Origin of the sequence: Methanothermobacter sp. DP (assembly GCF_026692625.1) — an archaeon.
In the GTDB taxonomy this organism is placed as follows: domain Archaea; phylum Methanobacteriota; class Methanobacteria; order Methanobacteriales; family Methanothermobacteraceae; genus Methanothermobacter; species Methanothermobacter marburgensis.
The window spans coordinates 168071-193284 of record NZ_CP113501.1 but is presented as its reverse complement, the minus strand read 5'-3'; the positions used below and the strand labels follow the sequence as shown (position 1 = coordinate 193284).

Here is a 25214-nt window from a genome sequence, read left to right as displayed (position 1 = left end):
TATGGAAGTTTACGAGCTCCTCTCCAGAAACATTGGAGTCGTCTTTGTGGAACCTGAAACCCCTGGGAATGTGGGTTTCCTTGCGAGGGCCATGAAAAACTTCGGCCTTCAAAATCTCATCCTCATAAACCCCTGCAGCCTTGAGGATGAGGCCTATTACCAGGCAATGCATGCCAGGGACCTTGTTGAGGATGCCATCATCTACCAGACCCTTGACGAGATGATGGAAAACCTTGAACCTGACTTTCTTGTTGGGACAACCGGTGTGCCTGGAGGGAGCTACAACGTTGACAGAATACCCCTGAGACCATCCCAGCTCGCATCAGCCATCAACCCCATCTCAAGGACCTTCATCCTCTTTGGGCGTGAGGGTGACGGGCTCTCAAACAGGGAGCTCAGCCTATGCGACATGGTGGTGAGTATCCCCACAGATAGGGAATACCCCATAATGAATATAACCCACGCTGCCGCAATAATATTTTATGAGATATTCAAAAAAAGAGATTTTGACTGCGAAGGACTTGAGGAGGCCTCAGGAGTTGAAAAAAAACTTCTCGTGGATGAGATGGATGAGATACTGTCGATGATTGACCTTCCCCCACACAAGGAGAGGGTTGCCTCGAGGGTGTTCAGGAATATGACCGGGAGGGCCTTCATAACAGCAAGGGAGGCCCATACACTTAAGGGTGTCCTCCGGAGAATAAAAAACAGGATAAAAGAATAAGGTTCAGGAGGTCTTGGTCTGTTTTTCGGTTTACTGGATATGGTGGGTATCATTATCTTCATCGTGCTCATCATTTTCCTGCCTGTTATAATCAGGATGAGGATGTTCTCTGCGGTTGATGGTGCCATCAGGGAACTGGATGATATGGAGAAGAAAGCCAGAAAGATAATAATTGACCTCAGCGGCATCACAGATGAGGGGCTCCTGGAGGACTACCTGGAGTTCTTCATAGTACCCCCCTCAGATATTGATCCATCAGGACTTGCAGATAAATTCAGGAGGCTCCTGGAGATGGGAGACCTCCGTATCAGGGAGATGGTTGAAGAACTTTCCCCGGATGCGGACAGTGAAAAAAAGGCTAACATAATAATGTGCATAAAGGTGACGGCAGGTATCAGAGGTATCCTCAAATTTCTGAGGCATAACCTTGAACTGTCGAGGAAGACAGGAAACCTTCAGATCCTGGTTGCCCTTCAGATGAACCTTGAGCTGATCATGAGGACCGCCAGGGCATACCTGGATGGCTGCAGTGCAATCTCATCATCCCTACCCCTGGGTGACGGTGCCGGCCCCCTCACAGCAGGGATGTTAATAGATGAAGAGGACAGTAAAAAACACCTCCATGAAATGGTCTATGTAAGGAAAAGATTCATGGATAAGGATATTGGTATTCTGAAGCCACATGGCCCTGGTTCAAGGCTTGGAATGGTGGTGAAGGCCCTTGAGGAGATCCTCAGTGAGGATGAGTTCGACGAGGTTATAATGGTGGATGCTGCCGCTAAAATGGAGGGTGAAAAAACAGGTACAGTGGCTGAGGGGGTCGGGGTGGCCATAGGTGGCCCTGGGGTTGAAAAGTGGTTCATGGAGAACATGATACTTGAACACAGAACCCACGCCATCATAATAAAGATGTCCCCTGAGGAGGCGATGTCCCATATGACGAGGGAAATACTTGACGCCTGCAGCGTCGCCCGCTCAAGGATAGAGGATATAATATCCAGGTCAGATGCAGATTCAATTCTCATAATAGGTGTGGGTAACAGCAGCGGCATCCCTGACGCCGTTGAAAAGCCAGGGGAGATCCAGGTGAAGGAACAAGAATGATCCTGAGAATAAAGAGGAGATGCTTTGGCGAGAGCAAGGTGAAAGAAAAATACCCCAAAATAAAGAGGAGATGTTCTAATGGCAATACTCAGCGACCGTGACATAAAGAGGTACCTTGAGGAGGGACTGATAACCATAGACCCCCTTGATGACCCTGAAAGGCAGATACAGCCATCATCAGTTGACCTTAGAATAGGCGATGAATTCAGGGGATTCAGGGTTATAAGAAAACCCTGCATAGACCCCAAGGACCCCGCGGATATAGAGTCCTACATGGAGACCTTTCATGTCAAGGAGGGTCCATTCATAATACATCCAGGTGAATTTGCCCTTGCAACAACCTATGAATACATAGGGCTCCCAGATAACCTTGTTGCAAGGGTTGAGGGCCGTTCATCCATCGGGAGGCTCGGCATAACCATGCATGTAACTGCAGGATACGTGGACCCTGGCTTCCATGGGAGGATAACCCTTGAGATATCCAACATAGGTAAGATGCCGGTGGCCCTCTATCCGGGCCAGAGGGTCTGCCAGATAGTCTTCGAGACAATGACAAGTCCTGCGGAGAAACCGTATGGTCACCCATCACGTGACAGCAAATACATCGGCCAGACAAGGCCCCAGACAAGCAGGATAAAGGATGATTATGAAATAAGAACCTCAAGGATCTGATGAAAAGGAGTGATCATGTTGAATCATGAAAAGACAATGACCATTGCAAGGAAGAGAGGTTTCCTGTGGTCTTCATTTGAGATCTACTCAGGTGTGGCAGGTTTCGTGGATTACGGACCACTTGGAGCAACACTCAAGAACAAGGTAATGAACAGGTGGCGTGAATTCTATGTGGTCAGGGAGGGCTTCTATGAAATAGAGTCCCCCACCATAATGCCAGAGGAGGCCCTCAAGGCATCAGGACACGTTGACCACTTCAACGACCCAATGACCCAGTGCAAGGAGTGCATGGATGTCTACAGGGCCGACCACATAATTGAGGATGCAACAGGAAGGGATGTTGAGGGCCTCGAGAACCAGGAGCTTACAGAGATCATATCAGATGAGGCTATAAGGTGCCCGAGGTGTGGTGGACACCTGACCCATGTATGGAGCTACAACCTCATGTTCCAGACCCTGATAGGGGCTAAAGGCAAAAAAACAGGGTACCTCAGACCTGAAACTGCCCAGGGGATATTCATACCCTTCAAGAGGCTTCTGAGGTTCTTCAGAAACCGCCTGCCATTCGGCGTTGTTCAGCTGGGCAAATCATACCGCAATGAGATATCACCCAGGCAGGGTGTTATAAGGCTCCGTGAGTTCACACAGGCAGAGGCAGAGATATTCGTCAACCCTGAAGACAAGTCACACCCGGATTTTGATACTGTTAAAGGGGATAAACTCAGATTATATTCTGCAGATGACCAGCTTGATGGTTCAGAGCCCTCTGAGATGACCGCGGCTGAAGCGGTTGAAAAGGGGGTTGTATCAAGTGAAATACTGACATACCACCTCTGCCTTGCAAAGAGGTTCCTCACAGATATAGGCATACCCGAGGATGCCCTGAGGTTCAGGCAGCACCTTCCCTCTGAAATGGCCCACTATGCAATTGACTGCTGGGACGTTGAGGCATTCACAGATTCCTATGGCTGGATAGAGATTATAGGGATAGCCGACAGGACAGATTATGATCTAAAATCCCACAGCCAGTACAGCGGCGAGGACCTGAGGGTTTTCATAGAATACGAGAAACCAAGGAAGATCAAAAGGCGCGCTGTTAAACCTGACATGGGCAGACTCGGGCCAAGGTTCCGCAAGGACGCTGCGAGGATAGCCCAGGTCCTCAGTGAAACTGAAGCTGATGAAGTGGAAAAAGCACTCAGGGACGAGGGCAAATTCATCCTTGACGGTGAATTCGAAATACTGCCAGATGATGTCACCTTTGAGGATGTGGAGGAGGTTGTGACGGGTGAAAAGGTCTATCCACATGTCATAGAGCCGTCATTCGGTATAGACAGAATAATCTACACCCTTCTCCTCCATTCCCTTGTGGATGAGGATGATAGGACCTACTTCCGACTCCCACCCCATGTTGCGCCGGTGGAGGTCAACGTCTTCCCCCTCGTAAACAAGAAAGAAATGGTTGAGGTTGCCCTTGACATAAAAAGAAAGCTCAGAAAATCAGGGTTCATAGCTGAATTTGACTCCTCAGGGACCATAGGGAGAAGATATGCCCGTTCAGATGAGATAGGGGTTCCATTTGCGGTTACGGTGGACCATGAAACCCTTGAGGATGGAACAGTGACCCTCAGGAGCAGGGATGACTGCAGCCAGATAAGGTTGAATATTGAGGAACTGGATTCAAGGTTAGAGGAATTTATAAAATCCTGAAACTACTCCTCAAGAGGAAGAGGGGTCTCCCTGACGCTGCCCAGAGATTCGCTGTCCAGCACCGATGAGAGGCTCCAGTGGTAATCAAATAGCCTGTTCCCCCACTGGAGAATCTCCTCCCCATGACCCATCAGGATTTCCGTTTTTGATGAATCAAACCCATCCCTTTTAAAGAGGCTCATTGAGAAAAATGTGTCAGATATCAGGTATGAGATCTCCTGGTTCTCAGGGAGAACCCCAATTTTCAGTAAATCTGAATCCATGAGTTCATGGAGGTTCATTAAACCAGACTCCCCAAGAAAAACGTGATATGTATCAGGTGTCAGTATGAGCTCCACCCTTCCGCCAGTTTCAACGAACCCTGCTATTGATTCTGTGTGCCTGGGAAGGCAGCATGAAAGCATTGCCCTGAGGTGTGTGGCGTTATCCAGCATCTCAAGGTAGGTGGTATATGGCCTCTGGAGGTCATGCGGTGTTGCCTCAACAATGTAGGCGTCCCTGAAGACGTTTATATCCATGAGGAACTGCGCGGGAATTGATCCAATTGAATGTCTGTTCCAGAATTCCCTGTGAAGCCTCACAGCATCCATTGAGTTCATAAATTTTGATAGGGTGATTCCCATAAGCCTTCCCTTTGACGTTAATCTGCATGTGTCTGATGACCTTTCCACCAGCCTCCTTTCCTCCAGCTCCATGAGTGCATGTGTGGTGGCTGAATTTGAGGTCCTTATGATGTCCCTGATCTCAGAAACCCTTTTTTCTCCGCCCATAAGATTGAGTATTACTCCTGATCGCACCCGGGACCCCGCTATAAATCTGATCTCAGCAAGTAAATCATGAATGTCATCTGAAAACCCTGAAAGTGGGTTAAAATCACTGTTAAGTTCCATTCTCTGCCCCCTACATTGATAACATTATTCCAGTCAGGTTTCTGATGCCAAGCTTTTCAGATCTCCCCCTGTAATGTTCATAGAGGCGGAAGCCCCACTCAATGGCTCTCCTGTCAGTACTCATGATATCCCGGTTCTGGTCATAAAATCCTCTGCTATCAAAAAGACCCAGTGAGAGGAACCTGTCGGTCACCGTGAACGCAACCTTCAATTGACCTGGGAATCGGAGAACCTTAAGGTTTCTGTTCTTAATTGCTGTCTTGAGGAGCCCGAAACTTGCATTTAAAACCATCTCCCGTATCACCCCATCTGTGAGGACAAGTTCAACATGAACCCCTCTTTCCAGGAGCCCCTCATAGATATCAACAAGGTCCCTGTGAGAGATGGGGGATACACCATAAACCTCCTCAGAATCCAATATAAGTTTTCTGTAGGTGTTGTGGGGCCTGTATATATCCTCAGGTGCTGACTTGATGAGTTCAGAATTTATGATCCAGTCAATATCCTCAATGAGGTACTCAGGAATCCCGCTGATATCATGATTCAGCCACATTTCATCAAATCCATTTATAACCCTCACAGAGTTCATTAATTTCAGTGCTGAGAGGGTTTTGAGGGTTGCCTCTGATGTGAGGCTGTAAGAGTCCCCCCTCCTGGTGATGGACCCCTCCTCAAGAAGTAATCTTATGTTACTGTAAAGTGCTGGAAGGCTCACCTTAACCTCCCCTTTAATCTCATCAAATGTTTTCGGTGACCTGAGAAGCGAAACCATTATCCTGAACCTTATGCTGGATTTGAGGATGAACTGAAGATCCTCATAGAGATATTCGTATACGTCAGTGAGCCTCTCTTCGTACATCAAACAGCCTCCTTATGTTTTTATATTCATCAGATTTTAAATATTTTATTGAGTAATTTACAGTTGTAGTGGTTTAAAGGAGGATTTGAATGATAGATAGCCATATACATGCGGATACGAGACCCTTTGAAGATTTTGAACTTATGGCTGTGAGTGGTATAGAGGGGGCCCTTACCTGTGCCCATGACCCCCTGGAGATGACATCATCGGATGTTGTCATGGCGCATTTCAGGAGGCTGCTAACAGTGGACCCTGAGAGGGCCGCCCGCAACGGGTTAAAACTCTATACAGCACTGGGAATACACCCTAGGGCAATACCCCGCGACCCTGAAAGGGTGATTGAAAAACTCCCAGATCTCCTCAAAAATCCGTCTGTGGTTGCTGTTGGTGAAGTGGGTCTTGACTCCGGTTCAGAAATTGAAAAGGATGTCTTTAAATCCCAGCTGAAAGTGGCTGAGGAACTTGGTTACCCTGTGATTGTCCACACTCCAAGGAGAGGAAAGGCCGATGTTACCCCCCAGATAATGGATGTAATCGATGGTACAATCGATGAGTCCATGGTGGTGGTGGAACATGTTAACATGGAGGTTCTCCCGGAGCTTGTGGAAACCGAGTGCATGCTGGGACTGACTGTGCAGCCTGAAAAGCTCACGCCAGAGGAAGCCGTTGAAATTCTGCGTGAATATGGAACAGAAAGGTTTGTACTTAACAGTGACATGAGCTCAGCGCCATCTGATCCCCTTTCAGTTCCAAGAACGGTTCAGAGAATGAAGATGGAGGGTTTCAGCCGCAGTGACATAAGGCGGGTTTCTGATGGAAACATAAGGGATCTCCTTAAAATCAGCCCAATCTAAAATGCGCCAATCCTTGAAATCACCCTGCATGCCACCCTGTGACCGTTTCTCAGGCACTCAGCTGGCTCTGAACCTCTGAGCCACATTGACATGAAACCCGCTGCAAAGGCGTCCCCTGCCCCGGTGGTATCCAGTGCATCTTCAGCCTCAATTTCCAGGACCTCTGAGTGGTCCTCTGAAAAGAAGGATGCGCCTCTGGGTCCATGAGTCACAACAACGTTCCCGACACCGGCCTCAAGAAGTCTTTCAATCCCTGACCTCCCGGAGCCGGTTAGCATCTCAAGTTCATCATCATTCAGGAATATTATGCTGGTTCTCTCAAGAACACCTGAAAGCCTTTCAATGCCATATGATGCCAGGAGTGTGCCGGGGCTGAAGGAGACGTTCCTGATACCTGAAACCGCGCTGGCAACCTCAATGTAGCAGCCGCTGAGATGAACTGCATCTGCGGCCATTATATATTCTGATTCTGCCTCACCAATCTTTAGACTGGCGTTTGCACCCATGTAGGAATAAATGGACCTCCTTCCAGTATCATCCACTGATATGAAGGCCATACCAGTTTTTTCAGCCTGCCTTGATATGCAGGATGTATCAACGCCCCCGGATTCCAGAAGGGATGTTATCATGTCCCCGTAAACATCCCTGCCCACTGAAGACACAACTCCGGCCTTAAATCCAAGGTGGGAGATCCAGACGGCAAAGTTGAACGCAGAACCCCCTGGAACGACATTTAAATCTTCTATGTTCATCTCAGAGTCCGGTTCAACGAATCTGGGCACCCGAAAAATAAAATCCATGTTGCAGGTTCCAACACTGACAACACTCATCAAAATAAATCACCGGGGTGATCACCTTCGCCCCATCAAACCGCTTATGAGTTTGGCGATAACACCCTGCTTGTCTGGTTCTATTGGCTGGTATTCCTCACCGATGAGGTCCGCTGCAAGTTTCATCAGGGAATTGCTTGCAGGTGACTTTGGATTCTTAATGACTATGGGCTCACCAAAGGCTGCTGCCCTGCTCACCTCGGGATCATCAGGTATCACCGCAATAACAGGAACCTCAAGTATTGTCTCAACCTCCTCAACACTCAGGAAGGTTTTATCGTACTGCTCACGGTTTATGACAACACCTATTATGTTGATGCCAAGTTTACTTGCTACGATCTTTGTTTTGAGGGCGTCACTTATTGATGGCACCTCTGGTGTTGTGACAAGAAGAAGTTCATCTGCAGCTGCAAGTGCGGCAACAGCGTCCTTCTCAAGGCCTGCAGGAGCATCTATAAGGAGTATATCAGTATCCTCTATGAGGTATGCAAGGGCATCCTCAAGGCGGTCAAGTTTAACGTTTCTGAGCCCCTCAAGTGATATGCCAGCAGGTACCACCCTCACGCCATTGGGACCCTCATAAACCGCGTCCTCAATTGAAGCGTTACCTGCGAGAACATCATGAAGTGTGACGGATTTTCCCTCCATCCCCAGGATGAGTTCAAGGTTTGCCATTGCTATATCAGCGTCAAGCACAACAACCCTTTCACCATAGGTTGAGAGGGCAACACCCAGGTTAGCAGTGATGGTTGTCTTCCCCACACCTCCCTTACCTGATGCGACTGTAATCACTCTTGTCATTCCAATACCTCCACATAGATAATAACAGTTATCCTAATATAAATATTGATGTCCGGTACAGCAAAAGAATGTCACCGCACCTCAATACTCACCTCAAACTTATCCACTATCTCAGGAAAATCCCTGAAGGTTTTCCTGAGTTCCATCTCAACAATATCCATTATATGAAACTTGAGGTTTTCCTCCTCCTTTGAGTCCCCTATAATCCTTGAGAAGATACCCTTACCCTCATGTTCAACCATTATCTTGATCCTTCCACTGAGGTCGTATGTGTTGTCAAGGAAAACGATAACCTCGGCACCCTTTATACGGGGTATTCCAAGTATAGACATTTTTATTTTATTCATAAGGGTCAGTTCAACCCTTTCAGGATCGATATCTGTGATTGCGCCACCTTTATATGTTTCAAGGACCTTTTCGACCTCCTCTTCACCTATATCCCTGAGGCCATATTTTTTCATCAGCTCGTCTCTGCTGAGGGGTTTGGAGTCAGTCACATCCATGGATTCTGAAGCTTCATTCTCAAGTTCCTCTTCCTTTCTGGTGTCGGCATCAGTCGATTCATTAGCAGCGGGAATTTCAGGGGACTCTTCAGTCTCTGAAGTTTGGGGTTCCTGAGTAACTTCCCCTGTAACCTCGACTTGAGGCTTTGATTGGGTTTCAGTTGATTCTGCATCTTCACCTTCCAGAGCACCTGTGAATTCAGTATCTTCAATGTCAGGGGAAGCACCAACGGCTATTTCAGACGTTTCAGGCATCTTTTCATCTGTTATGGGCTGCCTGTAGCTTGCCTCCTTTGGATTGAAGTAGTCTTCCTCTTCCACCGCTTGAGGCTCGATTACCCTCTCATCTCTTTGCTCTATTGTATAAATTCTGTTTATATCCATGAGGTAATCCAGCTGTGATCTTTTAAGATCAAAGAGTTCTATGAGGGTATCTGTTTTATCTGCCACTTCCATTATCCTTTCAAGAGCTTCCTCCTTCATGTATCGGTCGTATGATGCTGCAACGTGTACCCCATCCCTGAATAGAATGTAGCCCTCATCGGATGCGTGGGTAATCCTTATGAATCCATTGTATTCATCTGATGCAAGTTTTTCAAGAAGTTCACTGAAATCTATCTCATCACCATAGGAAATCTTGGATGGCTTGGTTATAGGAAGCTCCATATGTCCACTACCCCTTTCTGATGAGTTTAATTTCCCGTGGAGTTATTATCACCACATTTTTCTCCTTATTGCAGAGGAGTATCGCCTCTGCACCATGATTCTCTCTGAGATCCTTTATGCGTTCCCCCACTGTCTTGAAATCCGATGGATTATCTCTCTGAATCTCGGTGAGATCAAGTATAACCGGATTCTTCTCATCGGTCACCTGGGAGAGGGCATCGTCCACATCCCCAATGGATTTTGCCTTCAGGAGAATGATCTCATAGAAGGAGTGCTCCGGCACTATTATGGTTTCTGTCTCCTCAGGTTCCTTAACTTCCTCATCAAGTCCCACACTTTTCTTCAGCATTTCGAGAATGTCCCTCAACTAAATCTCCCCTATGTGCTCCATGATCACATCCATTAATCTTGAAGCCCCCCCATTCTTAACATCAACAACAGGAAGCCCAAAGCGTGCTTCATACCTTTCTATTATTGATCTGTCATTCATGTTTCTTAAATTTAAGGAAATCCCTATAACCCTCGTTGGCTCGATTGCCTCTATGGCCCTTATCTCCTCCTTTATCCCCCTTGGTTTTCTGTAGGGGTGGTTTGGCCTGTGACAGAGCACCGTAACGTCGGGCATCGCTCCTATAAGTATTGATGCCGATAAACCCCTTGGGTGTGGGTTTTTCCTTTCAGTGAGGCTTGACTGGCCCTCTATGAATATTATATCCGGATCCTTCTCCTCCTCAAGGTACTTCACCGAACCCATAACCGCCGCTGCAACATCCATAACAGAGAGGCTACCTGCCCGGAAATTTATATCAACCGGCTGTTCAAGACCCATCTCATCGGTTGAGATAACTCCCGCCTCAAGGCCCCTTTCCTTTGCCTCCTTTCCCAGGAGCCTTGTGGTTGTACGTTTGCCGCACTCCTGTGAGGTGCCCCCAACAAATACCACAGGTGCCCTGTGCCTGTATTTTATCTTGGGGAGTACCTCTGTGCAGCGTGGGGGTGCAACCCCGAATATTTTCCTTACGTTGTCAAGGCGGGGGCTTATCTCCTTGATTGTTACATTCATCTGCTCTGCAAATTTTATGAGGGAAGTGTTATCTGCCAGTGGGAGTGATCTGAATGAGGTCACAACATTTTTACCCTCATTTATCGCCTGGACAGCATACTTGAGGGCGGTGCCCTCTGCACCTATGGGGAGCATTATTGCAACACTTCTTGCATCGGTCTCATGTATAAGCTTAAGGAGGCTTGATGATACCTTAAATCCACAGAAGTCCTTTCCATGCTTTCTGGGGTCATCGTCAACAAATCCTACAGGTTCGACTCCCTCAAAATTTGCAAATTTTTCTCCTCCACCACCACATCCAATGATTATAAACGGATTCAGCTCCCTCAGTTCCTCGACAGAAGATAATATGTGCAAATAATCACTCCTTTAATACTTGCTGGAATCAAATAGAAACTGTTAATTAGTTAGTCATACTCATTTAATTAATAAATGCTTAAAGCATATATATTTTGGGTAGAATACTCTGTTTATGGAGGCATAGTATGATAGCAAGAATACTTAAAGATTTAGGTAGGATCAATGGGGTAAATGGTTCCCTTGTTGTGGGTAAGGATGGTCTTGTAATCGAAAGTGAGGTTCCATCCGACATAGACGGGGAACTGGTCGCTGCAATGGCTTCAGCAGTTTTCGGTACTGCAGAAAGGTCCGCCGAGGAAATAAAGCATGAGCCCCTTGAACAGGTTATGATTGAGGGTACCAGGGGTAAGACCCTCATGATAGACGCCGGGGAGGGAATACTTGTACTGATAACCGATGTTGATATAAATCTTGGTCTTATTCGTATCGAGATGAGGAGAAGTGCCGAACGCGTTAAGGATCTCCTTACATAACCTCTATTTTAATTATGGGGCGTGAAAATTGAGAAAACCCTATGTGATACTTATAGGAAGTGCTTCAGGGATTGGAAAGTCCACCGTTGCATCGGAACTTGCCAGGGAGTTAAACATAAAGCACCTTATAGAAACAGATTTCATAAGGGAGATCGTAAGGGGCATAATCGGGCCAGATTATGCTCCCGCGCTCCATAAGTCCTCATTTGATGCCTACACCACACTGAGAGATAAAGAGCGCTTCCGTAACAACAACATTGAATCACTTATATGTGCGGGTTTTGAGGAGCACGCCTCATTCGTTATTCCTGCAGTTGAGAAGGTTATTGAAAGGGCTGTTGCTGACTCTGATGATGTGACCATAGAGGGCGTCCACCTCCTTCCTGGCCTCCTGGACATTGAGAAATTTGAGGAAAATGCATCAATTCATTTTTTTGTCCTGTCTGCCGAGGAGAATGTCCATAAGGAGCGTTTCGTTAAGAGGGCCATGGAGGTAAAGAGGGGTGGAAAACACCTTGAATACTTCCGTGAGAACCGTGTCATACATGACTACCTTGTAAGAAAGGCAAGGGAGCATGACGTGCCGGTGATCAACAACGACGACATAAGGTGCACCATCAAAAGGATGCTGTCATTCATAAGGGAAAACTGCGCCGAGGTGACACTTCAGCACCCTGTTGAACGCCTCGGTGAGGTTATAGACATCATCATTAAAAGGCATGGCGGAAGAATCGTTGACGTATCCTATCCAATACCCGGATTTTCACAGCCACTCAAACGTGAGGTCAATGTATACGATCCTGTTGAGGCTGAAAGGTTTCTTAAGCGGTTAAATGAGAGTCCAAAGCGAAAAAGAGATCTTGAAAGGCTTTACACGCTTTCAGATAACATCCACAGCCATAGGATATGTGCACCGGATCCAGAAAGTCTTCAGGCAATACTGAATGAACTTGAGGAAAGTGGACTTATCTACCGGGGAGAGAACTGAATATCACAGTGTAAATTTGATGATCCATTTACTTAATTTACGTTCTGTAATCAGGATTACAGGGGTGACAGATTGAACCAGCAGGATATGAAGATCGACTGCCCAGTCTGCAGTGGAGAGAAGTGTATGACCGCCATCAGTAGGGTTGAGAAGATCCCCTACTTCGGTGAGATAATGGAATCCGTACTCATCTGCAGCAGGTGTGGCTACAGAAGCACAGATATAATCTGCCTTGAGCAGAAGGAACCATCAAGGTACACAATCGAGGTGGGTGACAAAACACTCAACGCAAGGGTCGTTAAGTCCCAGTCAGCAACCATAAGGATACCTGAACTCGGACTCAAGGTTGAACCGGGCCCCAGGTCAACAGGTTACATCTCCAACATTGAGGGTGTTGTTGAGAGATTTGAAACCGCCGTTAAAACAGCCATCAACCTCTTTGAGGAGGATGAATCAAAGGAAAAAGCCTCAGAGATCCTGGAAATGCTCCGTGAAGTTCGCGGGGGAAAAAGGAATGTCACAGTTATAATTGAGGATCCATTCGGGCAGAGTTTTGTTGGTCACCCACGTGCTGTGAGGGAAAAGCTCTCAGATGAAGAAATAAAATCCCTCAAGACAGGATTTTTGGTTTTTGAGTCAGATGAGATTGATGAGGAGGATTAGTCCTCATCAACATCCCTTAGTTTGAGTGTGCGTTTGATATCCATACCCATTGCATCACAGTCGGCCTTTATTGCCTCAAGGTGTGCCAGGAGGCGTTCCTTTTCCTGGTTTATCCTTTCAATGTTCTTGTAGGGATATATGCACTCCTTGAGCATCTCATATTCCACTGTGGCATAGGGGTACTGGTTAAGCTGCTGGCATACCTTCTCGAGGATTTCTCCAAGGAACTTATTCATCTCAACCTTGACCCTTTCACGTATCATCTTGTCACTGTCAAGGTGCTGTTTCATGAGCCTGACAACCTCTGCCTTGGCAAAGGGTAATTCCTCGGTTTCCTCTTCAGCTTCCATATCAGCATTGTTATTCTGAATCTCTTCATTCTCCATAGGTTTCTACCTCCATGTGACTATATCAGGCTCAAGGTATATAAATGTATTCCATATAATCAAAGAAACACCGAATATAACAACAGAAAATATAGGTCCTCTTTAATTAAATTAAGTGTTCTGATTACCAGAATTAAAGGTCATTTCACTTCCCTTATCTCAAGGCTGAGGTCGAGTGGATGGGCTGATGTGGTTATAAACCCCATTGATATCACATCAACTCCAGTGGAAGCATAAAGATCTATATTTTCAGGTTTTATGCCCCCTGATGCCTCAACAATCACCCTGTCCCGCAGCCCGGCACTTTCGAGTTCTTCCAGTGCCTTCCTGACGTCCCCTGGGTTCATATTATCAAGCAGGATGATGTCGGCCCCTGCCTCTGCAGCCAGTGCAGCGTCACCTGGCCTTTCAACCTCAACCTCAACCTTCTTTGTGAAGCTCACATGTTTCTTAACCCGCCTCACCGCATCCCCCACACTTCCAGCGATTGCTATGTGGTTGTCCTTGATCATTGCACAGTCATCAAGCCTGAAGCGATGGGTGTCACCACCACCAATTTTAACTGCCTGCTTTTCAAACCACTGCAGTCCAGGAGTTGTCTTCCTGGTGGCGGCTATCCTCACATCAGGGTTCACTGCCCTCACCCGCTCCAGCATGCTTCGTGTGAGGGTGGCTATGCCACTCATTCTCATCATGAGGTTCAGCATTGTCCTTTCGATCTTCAGGATATCTGAAGCTTCCCCCTCAAGGATTATAACCCCTTCACCGGCTTTAACCGGATCACCATCCATTTTCAGCCTTTCTATTTTGATTCCGAATTCAGCGGCTATGATCCATGCCACATCCACACCTGCAATTATGCCATCCTCTCCGGCTATGACATCCGCCACTGCCACTGTGCCCCTTTCAACAAGTGCCTCAGTTGTTATATCCTCAAATCCCACGTCTGCCCTGATCATTTCCCTGAGAATGTCAATCATGAAGATCCCCTAAATTAATATAAAGGGAAGAATTATAAATTTTATGTCCATGAAGCAGAATCTCCAGCAGATATCCTCCAAGAACCTTAAAGAGTGATATGATGGAAGTTACATTTCTGGGTACATCATCAGCTGTCCCCTCAAAGAACAGGAACCACACATCAATAGCACTTCGAATCCCTGGTGAGGTATTCCTGTTTGACTGTGGTGAGGGAACTCAGAGACAGATGGCCCTTGCAGGCATCAGCCCCATGAAGGTTACAAGGATGTTCATAACACATCTACACGGGGACCATATTCTTGGAATACCTGGAATGATACAGTCAATGGGCTTCAGGGGGCGCCAGGAGCCCCTTGAGATATATGGGCCCCCAGGAATCCATGAACTCCACGAATCCATCATGAAGCTGGGCTACTTCACGCTCGATTTTGATATCCATGTGCATGAGGTTAAGGGCGGCACAGTCCTTGAAGAGGAAGACTACCGTATTACCTCGGCACCCGCCTCCCATTCGGTATTCAACCTAGCCTACTGTTTTGAGGAGAAGAAGAGGCCGAGGTTCCTCAGGGAGAAGGCCATTGAACTTGGACTCAAACCGGGGCCTGCCTTTGGAAAGCTGCACAGGGGCATACCCGTGCGGGTTGGTGACAGGATCATAAACCCAGAGGAGGTCCTTGGAAGCCCGCGTCGGGGTGTGAAGATATGCTACTCAGGTGATACCCGCCCCTGTGAGTCTGTTATAGATCTTGCCCGTGATGCGGACCTTCTGATACATGAGTCAACCTTTGAGGCTGGAAGCGAGGACAAGGCGGCTGAAAGTGGGCATTCCACTGCAAGGGAAGCCGCGGAGGTTGCTGCATCTGCCTGCGTCAGGAGGCTGATACTCACACATCTTAGCACCAGATACAAGCGGACCGAGGTTATTCTGAACGCCGCAAGGGAGGTTTTCCCTGAAACCTATGTTGCAGATGACCTCATGACCGTGGAGGTGAAGGCTGATGATTCCGGTTCCAGCGCCTGAAACCATCCTCATCATAATAGTCACGGTGATGGTCGCTGTTCTACTTGTTAAGTGGGCCTCCTATTTCCTCAAGAGGTCCACCAGAAAATGGGACCTGGACCTTACACTCATACAGGTCCTCAATGACATAATAAAATACAGCATATACATCATAGCCCTTAGCATAGTTCTGAGGGAACTTGGAATAGACGTAACCGCCATAACCGTGAGTCTGGGTATAGCGGGTGTCTCGGTGGGTTTTGCATCCAGGGACATCATATCCAACTTCATCTCCGGGATGTTCATACTGGCTGATAAGAGTTTCAGGGTTGGTGACACCATTGAGGTTGCCGGGCAGAAGGGTAAGGTTAAAAGGGTTGGTTTCAGGACAACAACAATAAAAACCCCTGACGCCAAAATAGTAACGGTGCCCAACTCAACCTTCTCCAAAACAGCCTACGTCAATTACAGTGCAGAGGAAAGTAGGAGGGTTGAACTCAGGGTCAACCTTGACTACAATGTTGATATTGAAAAGTTTGAATCTGAAGTTAAGGATGTTCTCATGGGAGTTCCAGGTATACTGAAGGACCCTGAGCCCGGGCTCATTGTCCTTGAATTTACAGATACCGGGATAAAGGCAAAGGTGACAGCCTGGGTCCCTGATCCAAAAAAGGTAACGAAATACCGTTACGTGATTGCGTCTCATGTGAAAAAGGTCCTTGAAGGTTATTCTAAACAGGATCAAATGCAGGGTTTTGAATGAGAAGAAACAGCATCTACGCAGCAATCATATGCCTTTTCTTCGTATCGATTACCTCAGGCATTATTATAAAGGCCTTTGAGGATTACCAGGCCCTGGAAAGGTCACGGGTTCACCTTGAAAACTACAGGAATGCGCCCAGAGAACTTTTTGACCCTGTCCCCTCAGGTCCAAATACAGTTGCAGGCTCACGCGGACCGGTAATTGGGAAGCTCATAATACCCTCGATAGGCGTCAGGTGCTGGATAAGGGAGGACACCGTGAATGCCTATGAATCGGTCTACCACTACCCTGAAAGTGTCATGCCAGGGTCTGCAGGCGACTGTGGGATCCTGGGGCATAGAACCACCTATTCAGGACCATTCAGGAGGATAGGTGCCCTCAGGAGGGGAGATGCGGTTATAATAGAGGACCATCTCTCCTCAATGCGCTACGTATATGTGGTGACATCCAATGGTGATGATATAAGATGGGACTATAAGGTCAATCCCGTGCGCTTCGCCCAGAATGGGGAGGCCAGGCTCATGCTCATAACGTGTTATCCTCCAGGCAAAAAGAAGGCTGCCTGGATAACACACTGCAAACTTGTGCGTAAAGAGAACATCTGATGGGGGTTTTAGAATACTTGAAGAGATAGTTGGTGAAATCCTGGAAGGTGAAGGTGTTGAGGGGGTAATCGTAACTGACAGTTCAGGCAGCATCCTCTACAGCAGGGGAGCCTCCAGCGGAAACCTTGGATCCATGGCCAGTGTAATGGCAGATGCTTCAGGTAAACTCCTCAAAAGGGCAGGGCAGGGAGAGTATCAGTCTGCTATTATTGAGTTTCCTGGCGGCAAGATGGTCCTGCTCAACGATGACCTTCATCTTCTTGTGCTTGCTGATAAAAGGTCAAACCTTGGCAAGGTGATGCTCCTTGCAAGAAGGGTTATGGAGAGACTTTCAGACCCTGAAATACTCCAAGAGCTGGAATATGTCAAGGAGGAATCATCAGCTGCAGGGATTAAATCAACCATGGAGCCTGAAGCAGGTATCACCCCTCAATCCAAAGGTTCTGAAGCAAGTATCACTTCCGAATCTGCAGGTTCAGACGTCAGTGGGATCCCTGAGGGTGATGAAATCAATGTTACGATTGCAGAACAGAAAGCTGAAGCCACTGGGCAGGAACAGGAACCTGTGCCTGAGACCAGCACCGATGTTTTGCGTGAACAGCGGGAAATACTCAAAAAACCTGAAATTGAAAAACCAGAGCCGCTGGAAGAGAAAATAGAAAAACCCGTGGTGGAAGACAAATTTAAAGGGTCCCTGCAGTCACAAGCCATCCCGGAGGTGAGGCCACCACTATCCCTCCCGGAACTCAAATCCATTGATGTCCCATCTGACCCCGAAGCCCAAAAGGAAACAGTACTTCTTATCTATGAGCATATCCTCCTTGCGATGTCAATCGGGGCCAGTAAAATTATGGGTGTAGCCCCAGCAGGAGGTATGCTCCGCAAATCCCTTCCACGCGACGAATGTCCAATAACCCTTGATGGGGTTGGTGTCCTCAGCAATGCATCAGTTGACTTCAAAAAATTGAGGGAAAACATCTCAGCTGCAAGATACGGCCTTGAGGAAATAAAGAGGGACATGGAAATAATAATCACATCAATAACAGAGAATTACGGGCGTGTTATGGGATATGGTGCATTCAGGGGCATGATAAGGCCAGAGTTTACAGCCATCTACAGGGCCTACAGGGATGCCATGGGTGAACTTGGGATAACAGAAACCATCCACCCAGAGTTAAGGCAGATATGGGATTAAAGGATCCCAGAGTTCCAGAATAAAGGATGATTTCAGTTAAGGTGCCTGTTTTATGGAAATATTTATAAAACATTAACCCCTATAGATAGATTGCCTTAATTCTTGATTCTATCATAATTTTTCAGTAGGGACGCTTATGTTAAATCAGCTGCAAAGGGATATTCTGAACTTGAAGAAGGAGAAAAATGCTATCATACTTGCCCATAACTATCAGAAAAGGGAGATACAGGAAATTGCAGACTTTAAAGGGGACTCACTTGAACTCTGCATGAAGGCAAGTGAAATACATGATAGGGATATTGTTGTTTTCTGTGGCGTGGACTTCATGGCCGAGACAGCCTACATCCTCAACCCTGATAAGAAGATCCTGATACCCGACAGGGGTGCGGAGTGTCCCATGGCACACATGCTAAGTGCAGAGGACGTCAGGAAGGCCAGGAAAAGATACCCTGACGCTGCAGTTGTTTTATACGTTAACACCCTTGCAGAGGCAAAGGCAGAGGCGGATATCCTCTGCACATCTGCAAATGCCGTTAAGGTTGTTGAAAGTCTGGAGGAGGACCTCATACTCTTCGGTCCCGACAGAAACCTTGCATGGTATGTTCAGCAGCACACCGACAAGAGGATAATCCCCATCCCAGAGAACGGCTACTGCTATGTCCATAAGATGTTCACTGTCGCCGATGTGATGGCAAAGAGGGAGGAGTACCCCGACGCTGAACTACTCATACACCCTGAATGTGACCCTGAAGTTCAGGAACTGGCGGACCACATCCTGAGCACCGGTGGAATGTTACGTAGGGTTCTTGAGTCAGAGAGGAATCGCTTCATAATCGGTACAGAGGTTGACATGAAAACACGTATTGACCTTGAATCGGACAAGGAAACAATTCCCCTCCTCGCAGAGGCCATATGTGAGAACATGAAACTGCACACCCTTGAGAAGGTTAAAAATTCACTGGTCAATGAAGAATTCACTGTAACGGTTCCTGATGAGGTGGCTGAAAGGGCCAGGAGGGCTGTTGAGAGGATGATAGAGGTATCCCGTCAGTAACAGCCAAACTTCACTCCATAAGATTCAATACATCCCGTGCACTTATTATGGTATTTCAATCAGCCTGTAATCACGCACCCCCATACCTAGTTTCTCTGCATATACCAGCTGGTGGGTTCCATCAACGTCACCCCACACCCCCCTGAACTTATCCCCACCGGTCTCATGGTTTTCCTCGAGCATTGACCCCCTGATTCCCTCCTCCCGGTTCACAAGGTGGTAACTTGCTGTGTCCACTGCAACAGGGTCCTCTGATGCCAGCACCCCTATGTCGGGAACTATGTTCCTGTCACTCCAGGGCACACAGTCACAGTCAGGGGTTATATCCATGAGGAAGTTCAGGTAGAATATCCTGTCAATGGTGGATGTTACCCCGAGGGCGTATTCCATCATCCGTTCAATGAACTCAGGTATGTCCCTCTCCCAGTCAAGGTCAAATACGCCGCTGGGACAGGTGTCAAGGCAGTTCATGCAGGCAATGCACCTATCGTATTCTATCATGACGCCATCATGGAGGGTCATGGCATCCACGGGACATTCAGAGATGCACTCCCCGCATTCAGTGCATTCTCCCCTCACCACGGGTTTTGCGCATTCGTGCTGTTCAATCTTTCCCTGGATGGTGGCGCATCCCATGGCAAGGTTCTTGAGGGCCCCTCCAAAGCCGCTCATCCCGTGACCCTTGAAGTGTGATATGACAACCATTGCCGATGCCTCGGCAATGTCACCCGCGATTTTAACCTCACTGAAGTGCCTTCCCTTCACAGGCACAGTTACCTCATTGTTTCCATGGAGCCCATCTGCAATTATAAGGGGTGCCCCGGCAACAGAATAGTCAAAGCCATTGAGTATGGCTGTTTCAATGTGATCAACCGAATTGTGCCTTGAACCATAGTAGAGGGTGTTGGTATCTGTGAGGAAAGGGGATGCCCCGCTCTCCCTTATCCTTTCAATGACGTGGCGCACCAGAACAGGGCTCACATAGGAGTCGTTGCCCCGTTCACCAAAGTGCACCTTAACAGCCACGATGTCATCCCCAGAGAAGGGTTCGCCAAAGGCCGCGTCAAATATCCTCTGTATCTTCATACCCCTGTTCTCGTTCCTGGACCTTGCCCTGAAATCTGAAAAATAAACCTCCGCTGGCATCCAATCACCATTACTCTATTTATTCCAGAGGGTATATGGACTTTTTCTAACGGTGAGAACCACTTATATATCCAGATGGACAGACATCACGTTGAGGTGGATTTTTATGGACAGTGAAAGGATAATAGAACTCCTGAATATCGACTTTCGCCATGAACTTGAGGCGACCATGATGTACACCTACAACGCATTTGTTATAGAGGACTGTGACCTCAGCAGGCTAACTGAAGGAATCGCGGCAGATGAGATGAGGCACATGTGGTGGCTCGCGGACCTCATAACAAAGAGAGGCGGCAGACCCTCCATGGAGATCGGCGAAGTGGATTACCTTGGTGAAGATATAATTGAGGGCCTTGAAAGGCAGATCCAGAAGGAAACAGAGGGTATTGAGGAGTACGAGAGGCAGATAGAGATAATTGACGATGATGAGGTCACCGGAGTTTTAAGGCATATAATTGATGAGGAAAAGAGGCACCGTAAGGAGTTCAGGGAGCGACTGGAACGTCTTCGATAAAAGCCGGTATGTTTACTCCACGCAGATCAAAAAATAAATTCTTTTAATCTTAAACCTTTATCCAAGGCATTATTTCAAATCATGATCCAGCTTCTCTACCCAGGCCTTCTGTATCCATTCCCACAATGATTCTACCTTTTTATCCAGGCCAGCATTTTATTCCTTATTTCCTGGAGAGTCTCCTCTGAGACATTCCTTGGGGGCCTTGGCCTCATGTAACCGAAGAAGGGGTCATCGAATATCTCCCCATTCACTACCACCTCATTTCTGTAGCGGGGGATGAAGTGCCAGTGCAGTTGTGGTGGAGGGGTGTTTTCACGGTAGAAGGAGTTAAGAAGGACGCCCCAGTTGAACATGGCGGCACCGAATGCCTTTCTCACTGCATTTTCAAGTTCAGATATTATAAGGAGCATTTCATCCCATTCATCCTTCTTTAGGTTTCCAAGAAACTCCTCCCTCCTTTTGAGGGCCACTACACAAGTTCCAAGGTTGCTCTGGTTTGGTGCGAGAAACACAGCCCACCTCTTTCTCTCATAGAGGTATTTGCCAAACCTGTAGTCATCAAATTTCACTCCGAAGCCCCCCACCAGTTATAAAGGAGAGAAGTTCCAGTGCTATGGACTCAGCCACATCCTCCGCCGGTTCATCCTCTCATGGTTCGAGAATCCTGAATGATGCCTCAACGGTTATATTTCTGCCATCTGCACGAAATGAGTAGTCTCTGAATCTTCTTTCAAGTTCATCCAGAATTTCTAAGAGTCCATGTCCTGGAATACGTAGTTCCAGGACCACCCTCCATTTATCACCGGATTTTTCGATTTTTTTAACTTCCACAGAAGGCTCCGAATGCATGTCCCCCTATCTCCACCTTAACCAGAAACTCATGTTACTAAATGACTTCAGTCCTCAAGGACACTGGAGAGGAACACAGCCATCTCAATTTCCTCCCTTGCAATGAAGTCGTCCATGCGCACCTTTGCCTCCTCTGAACCAAAGGGGAAGTACTCCGGCGCATAGAAAACTGTTATCAGAAGGTCTCCGTTATCCTCCTCTGTGTCCTCCTCAAGTCTCTCCATGAGTTTCCTTCTGACATCATCATCAATGTCTGAAACCCTGTAGAGTACATAGTTCATGCATTTATCCTCACTGAAGCCAAAATCCTCAACCTTCACCTGCAAATAAACACCTTCCTTCTTATTCACTATCACCTTTAATAAATGAAGCTATGAGTTCACCATATTTACCTATCTCATTTACTCCCAGATGTCCGCATTCAGAATCAAATAGAATCAACTCGGAGCCAGGTATGAGTTCGGCCATGGGGATCGTGTCAAGTTCCGGTGGGAAGTACTGGTCCTGGTTCACCCCGAATATGAGGGTCCTTGCCCTTATCCTGCCGAGCTTACCCTCCAGGTCATGGTTCATGGCGGCCCTGTTCCTCCACAGCACATCATGGGGGTCCATGAGTTCCCCCTCTGACCCCATATCCCTCATTGCTGACTCCAGCTCATGATTTTCAAGGCCACTGTAGTATTCCCTTGAGAGTCCATAGAGGTACATGAGCATGGATGAGAGTGACAGAGCCCTTCTGGGTTTTCTGCCGGCGGCAAAATCAGGGTCTGACTCAATGAGGTGGTTCATGTAACTGAAGAGTGCATAGTTAACTCCCCGTGTTCTCCAGGAGGTTACAAGGGGCATGAGGAATTCCATCTCATCAGGGTACTCTGCAGCCCACTGGAGGGCCTGAAATCCCCCCATTGATGTCCCTAGGACTCCCCTGACCTTTTTTATGCCAAATTTCTCATTGAGAAACTGTCTCTGGAAGTTCACCATGTCGAGTACTGTGTAGGAAGGAAATTCATCTCCAAGTGATGTTGTGGATGGGGAAGCCGAACCCGGAGACCCCAGTGAGCTCATTGATATTATAAAGAACCCTTCAAGGGCGCCTCCAGGTGCTGTGAGGTCAGCTATCCTTTTAACTGAAGAAAAGTCCCCACTCCACCCATGTATATAGACGACAGCATTATCTATCTCACCCTCATCATTCAGGGAGGGTTCTCCGATGGTCTTGTATTCAACCCTTACATCGCTGAGTTTTTCTCCTGATTCAAATCTGAATTCAGCAAGATTGAAGTATGATGGTTTGCCTTCCTCCATTTTACTGCTCCTTAATCAACCAATACTATGTGATCTCCTCACCATTCCTGTAAAGCTTTATGCACATGACAGGACAGTTGGCTGCCGCCTTTTCGCTGCATGCTGGGTCATCAAATTCCTTAACCTGGAGGTCAGATATTTCAACACCCACCAGGGATGAAATACCGTCATCCGCGAATTCAAAGAGTTCCGGGCAGTTTTCAATACAGTTTCCGCATGATATACACATGGTCCTATCGAGTTCAAGCCTGTACATGTTGTCACCCTGAAAATCAGAACTGTTTTATTGTATGGCGAAATTGATAAAAATAGTTAGTGATTGAATGGAGGGTTTCAGATTATCAGAAAGGGTGAAGCACGGGAAATGCAGGATAAACTCATAATCATCTACAAGGGCCTCCAGCAGAGAAGGTCATTTAAAAAATTCTTTGGGGAGGACCTTAAAAGAAACGATTTCCTTGACAGCCTCGCCAGTAAAAGGGGAATAGATGACCTCTTAAGGGAGGCCATAATTGAACTTGCGAAGGCCACACGTGAAGACCATGATTACAGTGAAGATGAGTACAGGGACCTCTTTGATTACCTTGTAAACCGTGAACCCGTTGAATCCATATGCATGAGGTATGGTATCCAGGGCCCCGATGAGATAAAACTTGATGATGTTGCAAAGGTCCTCTCGAGGTTTGAATGAAATCAGATGCTGGAGTTTTTCTGAGATAACCAACATGACCTAAAAGAACTGCCTTATAGAGTCCCTGAATCCCCTTACCACATCAACAGCTGATCTGATGAGGGGACTTTTCACGTTCTCATAATCCCTCAGAGTTTCAAGCCGCTTTATCCTGAAGTATATGGGGGGGTGGGGGTCCCAGGCCGTCCACCCGGATATCCTCTGGGAGCCTGACTTCTCAAGTGCCAGTTTCTGGTAACCTATTTTCCTGAGGGCCCTCGCAAGGACCTCAGGTTTTCCTATAACCATTGCAGAGAGGAGGTCAGCCCTTGCCTCAAAGAACTTGGCCACAAAGAATATTATACCCATTGCAATGATTATATAGAGAAGCGGGGAAACCAGCACAACCGGCAGTAATACCGTGAGTCTCATTACGAACTCGGCAGACACTATGCTGAAGAGTATTATGGGGTCCCGCCCAACAAGATGCCCCATTTCATGCCCTATAACCGCAAGCACCTCCTCGTCAGTCAACTGAACCAGTAGCCCCGTTGTTACAAGTACCAGGCCTCTTCGGGGGCTTGGGCCCGTTGCAGCGGCGTTTGCTATCATGGTGTTTGAGAGAACAATCCTGGGTACCGGTATCCCGAATGCCCCGGCAGCATCTTCAATTATTGAGTAAAGGTTAACGGTCCTTGACCTCTCATAGAGTGGATTGCACCTGAAGCCATACCTTTCAAGGACTCCCCGTGCATCTTCACATGTGGGGGGCCTCTTATCTGCAAGGGAAAGCCTGTAAATTTCACGTTTGATTTTCAGGATCGCTTCATTACCCATTTTATCTATGAAGAATTTGAATTCGTCTTCAGGGAGCTGGAACTGGATTATGTGCACGCTGGGGTTTTCTGGGGTTATAACCCATTCACCCATCCTGGCGTATATGCGGTCTGAGAGGAGTATTATACCGAGCTGCATGAGGAGGATCGCTATAACTGCATAGAATCCCAGGATGATGAATAGGATTATGTTGACACCAAAGAAGAGCACATAGACGAGGAGCATGCTGCTTCCGAATATGCCCTTTGATGCCATTCCCCTCCCTGTCGGGGGCCTTTCAGGGATTATATCCTCCCCCTCCACCCAGGCAAAGTACACGGTGTGCTGCCTCATCATATCCTCAAATGCCTGGATGGATGTGAATATGTCCTCATATATTGCCTCTGCCCATTCCCCGAGTTCCGCAGGGTATTCTAGGATCAGTTTGAGGTTTTCACCGGCGATTATCTCACCGTATATTATCCCCTCATCCCTCCACGCCCTGAAAACAAGCCTCAGGCCATCTCTTCTTATTTCATTGAAGTCGCCGGGCATGAGATAGTAGCGCCGGATGAACTCAAGGAGATCCCCGTAATATGCAGGTGCAAGCTCGGTTCCTATAACAAATTCCTTTATCATGTACAACCAACTTTCATTTCTCTTGTGTGGCACTGCCTCGCAGAGTATATATAACTTCAGCATTGATATTAAACCTTACAGCCAGATGAACAGAAATTACACCTCTCTAAGGTCAGAACTGTGAAAAA

At 47.3% G+C, this 25214-nt stretch carries 31 protein-coding genes; 15 read left to right on the top strand and 16 right to left on the bottom strand.

Translation table 11 applies throughout. The features are described 5' to 3' along the window. The first annotated feature begins 1 nt into the window (after position 1). From OXN82_RS01030 to glyS, 4 genes are all read left to right on the top strand, one after another. On the top strand, positions 2 to 724 hold the full coding sequence (locus OXN82_RS01030; protein WP_321211629.1) for a TrmJ/YjtD family RNA methyltransferase: 723 nt from the start codon (positions 2 to 4) through the stop codon (positions 722 to 724). A 39-nt stretch (positions 725 to 763) separates the two neighbouring features. Continuing rightward, positions 764 to 1828: a DUF1512 family protein gene (locus OXN82_RS01025; RefSeq protein ID WP_321211628.1), complete on the top strand. Its 1065-nt coding sequence runs from the start codon at positions 764 to 766 to the stop codon at positions 1826 to 1828. A gap of 78 nt (positions 1829 to 1906) precedes the next feature. Then, a complete protein-coding gene (gene dcd / locus OXN82_RS01020; RefSeq protein ID WP_321211627.1) occupies positions 1907 to 2500 on the top strand; it encodes a dCTP deaminase in 594 nt (197 codons plus the stop codon). An 18-nt stretch (positions 2501 to 2518) separates the two neighbouring features. After that, the gene (gene glyS, locus OXN82_RS01015) at positions 2519 to 4210 is read left to right on the top strand and encodes a glycine--tRNA ligase (protein ID WP_321212125.1); all 1692 of its coding nucleotides are present in this window, start codon (positions 2519 to 2521) and stop codon (positions 4208 to 4210) included. Between the two features lie 2 nt (positions 4211 to 4212). On the opposite strand, the gene OXN82_RS01010 is transcribed toward glyS, so the two are convergent. After that, positions 4213 to 5100: a winged helix-turn-helix domain-containing protein gene (locus tag OXN82_RS01010; RefSeq protein WP_321211626.1), complete on the bottom strand. Its 888-nt coding sequence runs from the start codon at positions 5098 to 5100 to the stop codon at positions 4213 to 4215. A 10-nt stretch (positions 5101 to 5110) separates the two neighbouring features. Continuing rightward, positions 5111 to 5959: a helix-turn-helix transcriptional regulator gene (locus tag OXN82_RS01005; protein WP_321212124.1), complete on the bottom strand. Its 849-nt coding sequence runs from the start codon at positions 5957 to 5959 to the stop codon at positions 5111 to 5113. An 89-nt stretch (positions 5960 to 6048) separates the two neighbouring features. Between OXN82_RS01005 and OXN82_RS01000 the strand changes: the two genes are divergently transcribed. After that, entirely contained in the window at positions 6049 to 6813 is a 765-nt protein-coding gene (locus tag OXN82_RS01000) for a TatD family hydrolase (protein WP_321211625.1), read from the top strand. Here OXN82_RS01000 and OXN82_RS00995 read toward each other — a convergent pair. From OXN82_RS00995 to OXN82_RS00975, 5 genes are all read right to left on the bottom strand, one after another. Then, positions 6810 to 7643, bottom strand: coding sequence for a carbohydrate kinase family protein (locus OXN82_RS00995; protein WP_321212123.1), 834 nt, complete (start codon positions 7641 to 7643; stop codon positions 6810 to 6812). The two genes, OXN82_RS01000 and OXN82_RS00995, sit on opposite strands and share 4 nt — an antisense overlap. Before the next feature lie 21 nt (positions 7644 to 7664). Beyond that, positions 7665 to 8444, bottom strand: coding sequence for a septum site-determining protein MinD (locus tag OXN82_RS00990; RefSeq protein WP_048176372.1), 780 nt, complete (start codon positions 8442 to 8444; stop codon positions 7665 to 7667). Positions 8445 to 8515: 71 nt separating this feature from the next. Beyond that, on the bottom strand, positions 8516 to 9613 hold the full coding sequence (locus OXN82_RS00985; RefSeq protein ID WP_321211624.1) for a DUF2226 domain-containing protein: 1098 nt from the start codon (positions 9611 to 9613) through the stop codon (positions 8516 to 8518). Positions 9614 to 9620: 7 nt separating this feature from the next. Next, positions 9621 to 9980, bottom strand: a complete 360-nt coding sequence (locus OXN82_RS00980) for a cell division protein SepF (RefSeq protein ID WP_013295235.1) — start codon at positions 9978 to 9980, stop codon at positions 9621 to 9623. Then, positions 9981 to 11033 (bottom strand): DUF1611 domain-containing protein, encoded by a 1053-nt coding sequence (locus tag OXN82_RS00975; protein ID WP_321211623.1) that lies wholly within the window; start codon positions 11031 to 11033, stop codon positions 9981 to 9983. Positions 11034 to 11161: 128 nt separating this feature from the next. On the opposite strand from OXN82_RS00975, the gene OXN82_RS00970 reads away from it, so the two are divergent. The 3 genes from OXN82_RS00970 to OXN82_RS00960 all read left to right on the top strand — a co-directional run bounded on the left by OXN82_RS00970 (position 11162) and on the right by OXN82_RS00960 (position 13160). Further along, complete coding sequence (locus OXN82_RS00970; RefSeq protein WP_010877438.1) at positions 11162 to 11509, top strand: roadblock/LC7 domain-containing protein; 348 nt, start codon at positions 11162 to 11164, stop codon at positions 11507 to 11509. 28 nt (positions 11510 to 11537) lie between these two features. Further along, positions 11538 to 12497 (top strand): 3H domain-containing protein, encoded by a 960-nt coding sequence (locus tag OXN82_RS00965; RefSeq protein ID WP_321211622.1) that lies wholly within the window; start codon positions 11538 to 11540, stop codon positions 12495 to 12497. A 72-nt stretch (positions 12498 to 12569) separates the two neighbouring features. Beyond that, a complete protein-coding gene (locus tag OXN82_RS00960) occupies positions 12570 to 13160 on the top strand; it encodes a ZPR1 zinc finger domain-containing protein (RefSeq protein ID WP_321211621.1) in 591 nt (196 codons plus the stop codon). Here OXN82_RS00960 and OXN82_RS00955 read toward each other — a convergent pair. Both OXN82_RS00955 and nadC read right to left on the bottom strand, forming a co-directional pair. Then, the gene (locus OXN82_RS00955) at positions 13157 to 13546 is read right to left on the bottom strand and encodes a hypothetical protein (protein WP_013295231.1); all 390 of its coding nucleotides are present in this window, start codon (positions 13544 to 13546) and stop codon (positions 13157 to 13159) included. The genes OXN82_RS00960 and OXN82_RS00955 overlap by 4 nt on opposite strands. Before the next feature lie 140 nt (positions 13547 to 13686). Continuing rightward, positions 13687 to 14526 carry a carboxylating nicotinate-nucleotide diphosphorylase gene (gene nadC / locus OXN82_RS00950; protein ID WP_321211620.1) on the bottom strand — a complete coding sequence of 280 codons (840 nt, stop codon included), beginning with the start codon at positions 14524 to 14526 and terminating at the stop codon, positions 13687 to 13689. A 101-nt stretch (positions 14527 to 14627) separates the two neighbouring features. On the opposite strand from nadC, the gene rnz reads away from it, so the two are divergent. From rnz to nadA, 5 genes are all read left to right on the top strand, one after another. Beyond that, the gene (gene rnz, locus OXN82_RS00945; RefSeq protein WP_321211619.1) at positions 14628 to 15548 is read left to right on the top strand and encodes a ribonuclease Z; all 921 of its coding nucleotides are present in this window, start codon (positions 14628 to 14630) and stop codon (positions 15546 to 15548) included. Continuing rightward, positions 15526 to 16290 (top strand): mechanosensitive ion channel family protein, encoded by a 765-nt coding sequence (locus tag OXN82_RS00940; protein WP_321211618.1) that lies wholly within the window; start codon positions 15526 to 15528, stop codon positions 16288 to 16290. The genes rnz and OXN82_RS00940 overlap by 23 nt, the downstream gene beginning before the upstream one ends. After that, on the top strand, positions 16287 to 16895 hold the full coding sequence (locus OXN82_RS00935; protein WP_321211617.1) for a sortase: 609 nt from the start codon (positions 16287 to 16289) through the stop codon (positions 16893 to 16895). Before OXN82_RS00940 ends, OXN82_RS00935 begins: the two co-directional genes overlap by 4 nt. Next, complete coding sequence (locus OXN82_RS00930) at positions 16873 to 18090, top strand: roadblock/LC7 domain-containing protein (protein ID WP_321211616.1); 1218 nt, start codon at positions 16873 to 16875, stop codon at positions 18088 to 18090. Before OXN82_RS00935 ends, OXN82_RS00930 begins: the two co-directional genes overlap by 23 nt. Positions 18091 to 18226: 136 nt before the next feature. Continuing rightward, a complete protein-coding gene (gene nadA / locus OXN82_RS00925; RefSeq protein ID WP_321211615.1) occupies positions 18227 to 19144 on the top strand; it encodes a quinolinate synthase in 918 nt (305 codons plus the stop codon). A 45-nt stretch (positions 19145 to 19189) separates the two neighbouring features. On the opposite strand, the gene OXN82_RS00920 is transcribed toward nadA, so the two are convergent. Continuing rightward, the gene (locus OXN82_RS00920) at positions 19190 to 20290 is read right to left on the bottom strand and encodes a DUF362 domain-containing protein (protein ID WP_321211614.1); all 1101 of its coding nucleotides are present in this window, start codon (positions 20288 to 20290) and stop codon (positions 19190 to 19192) included. A gap of 106 nt (positions 20291 to 20396) precedes the next feature. On the opposite strand from OXN82_RS00920, the gene OXN82_RS00915 reads away from it, so the two are divergent. Then, entirely contained in the window at positions 20397 to 20804 is a 408-nt protein-coding gene (locus OXN82_RS00915) for a ferritin-like domain-containing protein (protein WP_321211613.1), read from the top strand. A gap of 131 nt (positions 20805 to 20935) precedes the next feature. On the opposite strand, the gene OXN82_RS00910 is transcribed toward OXN82_RS00915, so the two are convergent. The 5 genes from OXN82_RS00910 to OXN82_RS00890 form a co-directional block, all read right to left on the bottom strand. Further along, positions 20936 to 21376, bottom strand: a complete 441-nt coding sequence (locus OXN82_RS00910) for an HIT family protein (RefSeq protein WP_321211612.1) — start codon at positions 21374 to 21376, stop codon at positions 20936 to 20938. Between the two features lie 79 nt (positions 21377 to 21455). Further along, entirely contained in the window at positions 21456 to 21638 is a 183-nt protein-coding gene (locus tag OXN82_RS00905) for a hypothetical protein (protein ID WP_321211611.1), read from the bottom strand. Positions 21639 to 21703: 65 nt separating this feature from the next. Then, positions 21704 to 21976: a DUF5750 family protein gene (locus tag OXN82_RS00900; protein ID WP_321212122.1), complete on the bottom strand. Its 273-nt coding sequence runs from the start codon at positions 21974 to 21976 to the stop codon at positions 21704 to 21706. Between the two features lie 22 nt (positions 21977 to 21998). Continuing rightward, the gene (locus OXN82_RS00895) at positions 21999 to 22961 is read right to left on the bottom strand and encodes an alpha/beta fold hydrolase (protein WP_321211610.1); all 963 of its coding nucleotides are present in this window, start codon (positions 22959 to 22961) and stop codon (positions 21999 to 22001) included. 25 nt (positions 22962 to 22986) lie between these two features. Then, entirely contained in the window at positions 22987 to 23217 is a 231-nt protein-coding gene (locus tag OXN82_RS00890; RefSeq protein ID WP_321211609.1) for a ferredoxin, read from the bottom strand. A 108-nt stretch (positions 23218 to 23325) separates the two neighbouring features. Between OXN82_RS00890 and OXN82_RS00885 the strand changes: the two genes are divergently transcribed. Then, entirely contained in the window at positions 23326 to 23652 is a 327-nt protein-coding gene (locus OXN82_RS00885; RefSeq protein ID WP_321211608.1) for a hypothetical protein, read from the top strand. A 39-nt stretch (positions 23653 to 23691) separates the two neighbouring features. Here OXN82_RS00885 and OXN82_RS00880 read toward each other — a convergent pair whose 3' ends face one another. After that, positions 23692 to 25086: a M48 family metallopeptidase gene (locus OXN82_RS00880; protein WP_321211607.1), complete on the bottom strand. Its 1395-nt coding sequence runs from the start codon at positions 25084 to 25086 to the stop codon at positions 23692 to 23694. Positions 25087 to 25214 lie beyond the last annotated feature (128 nt).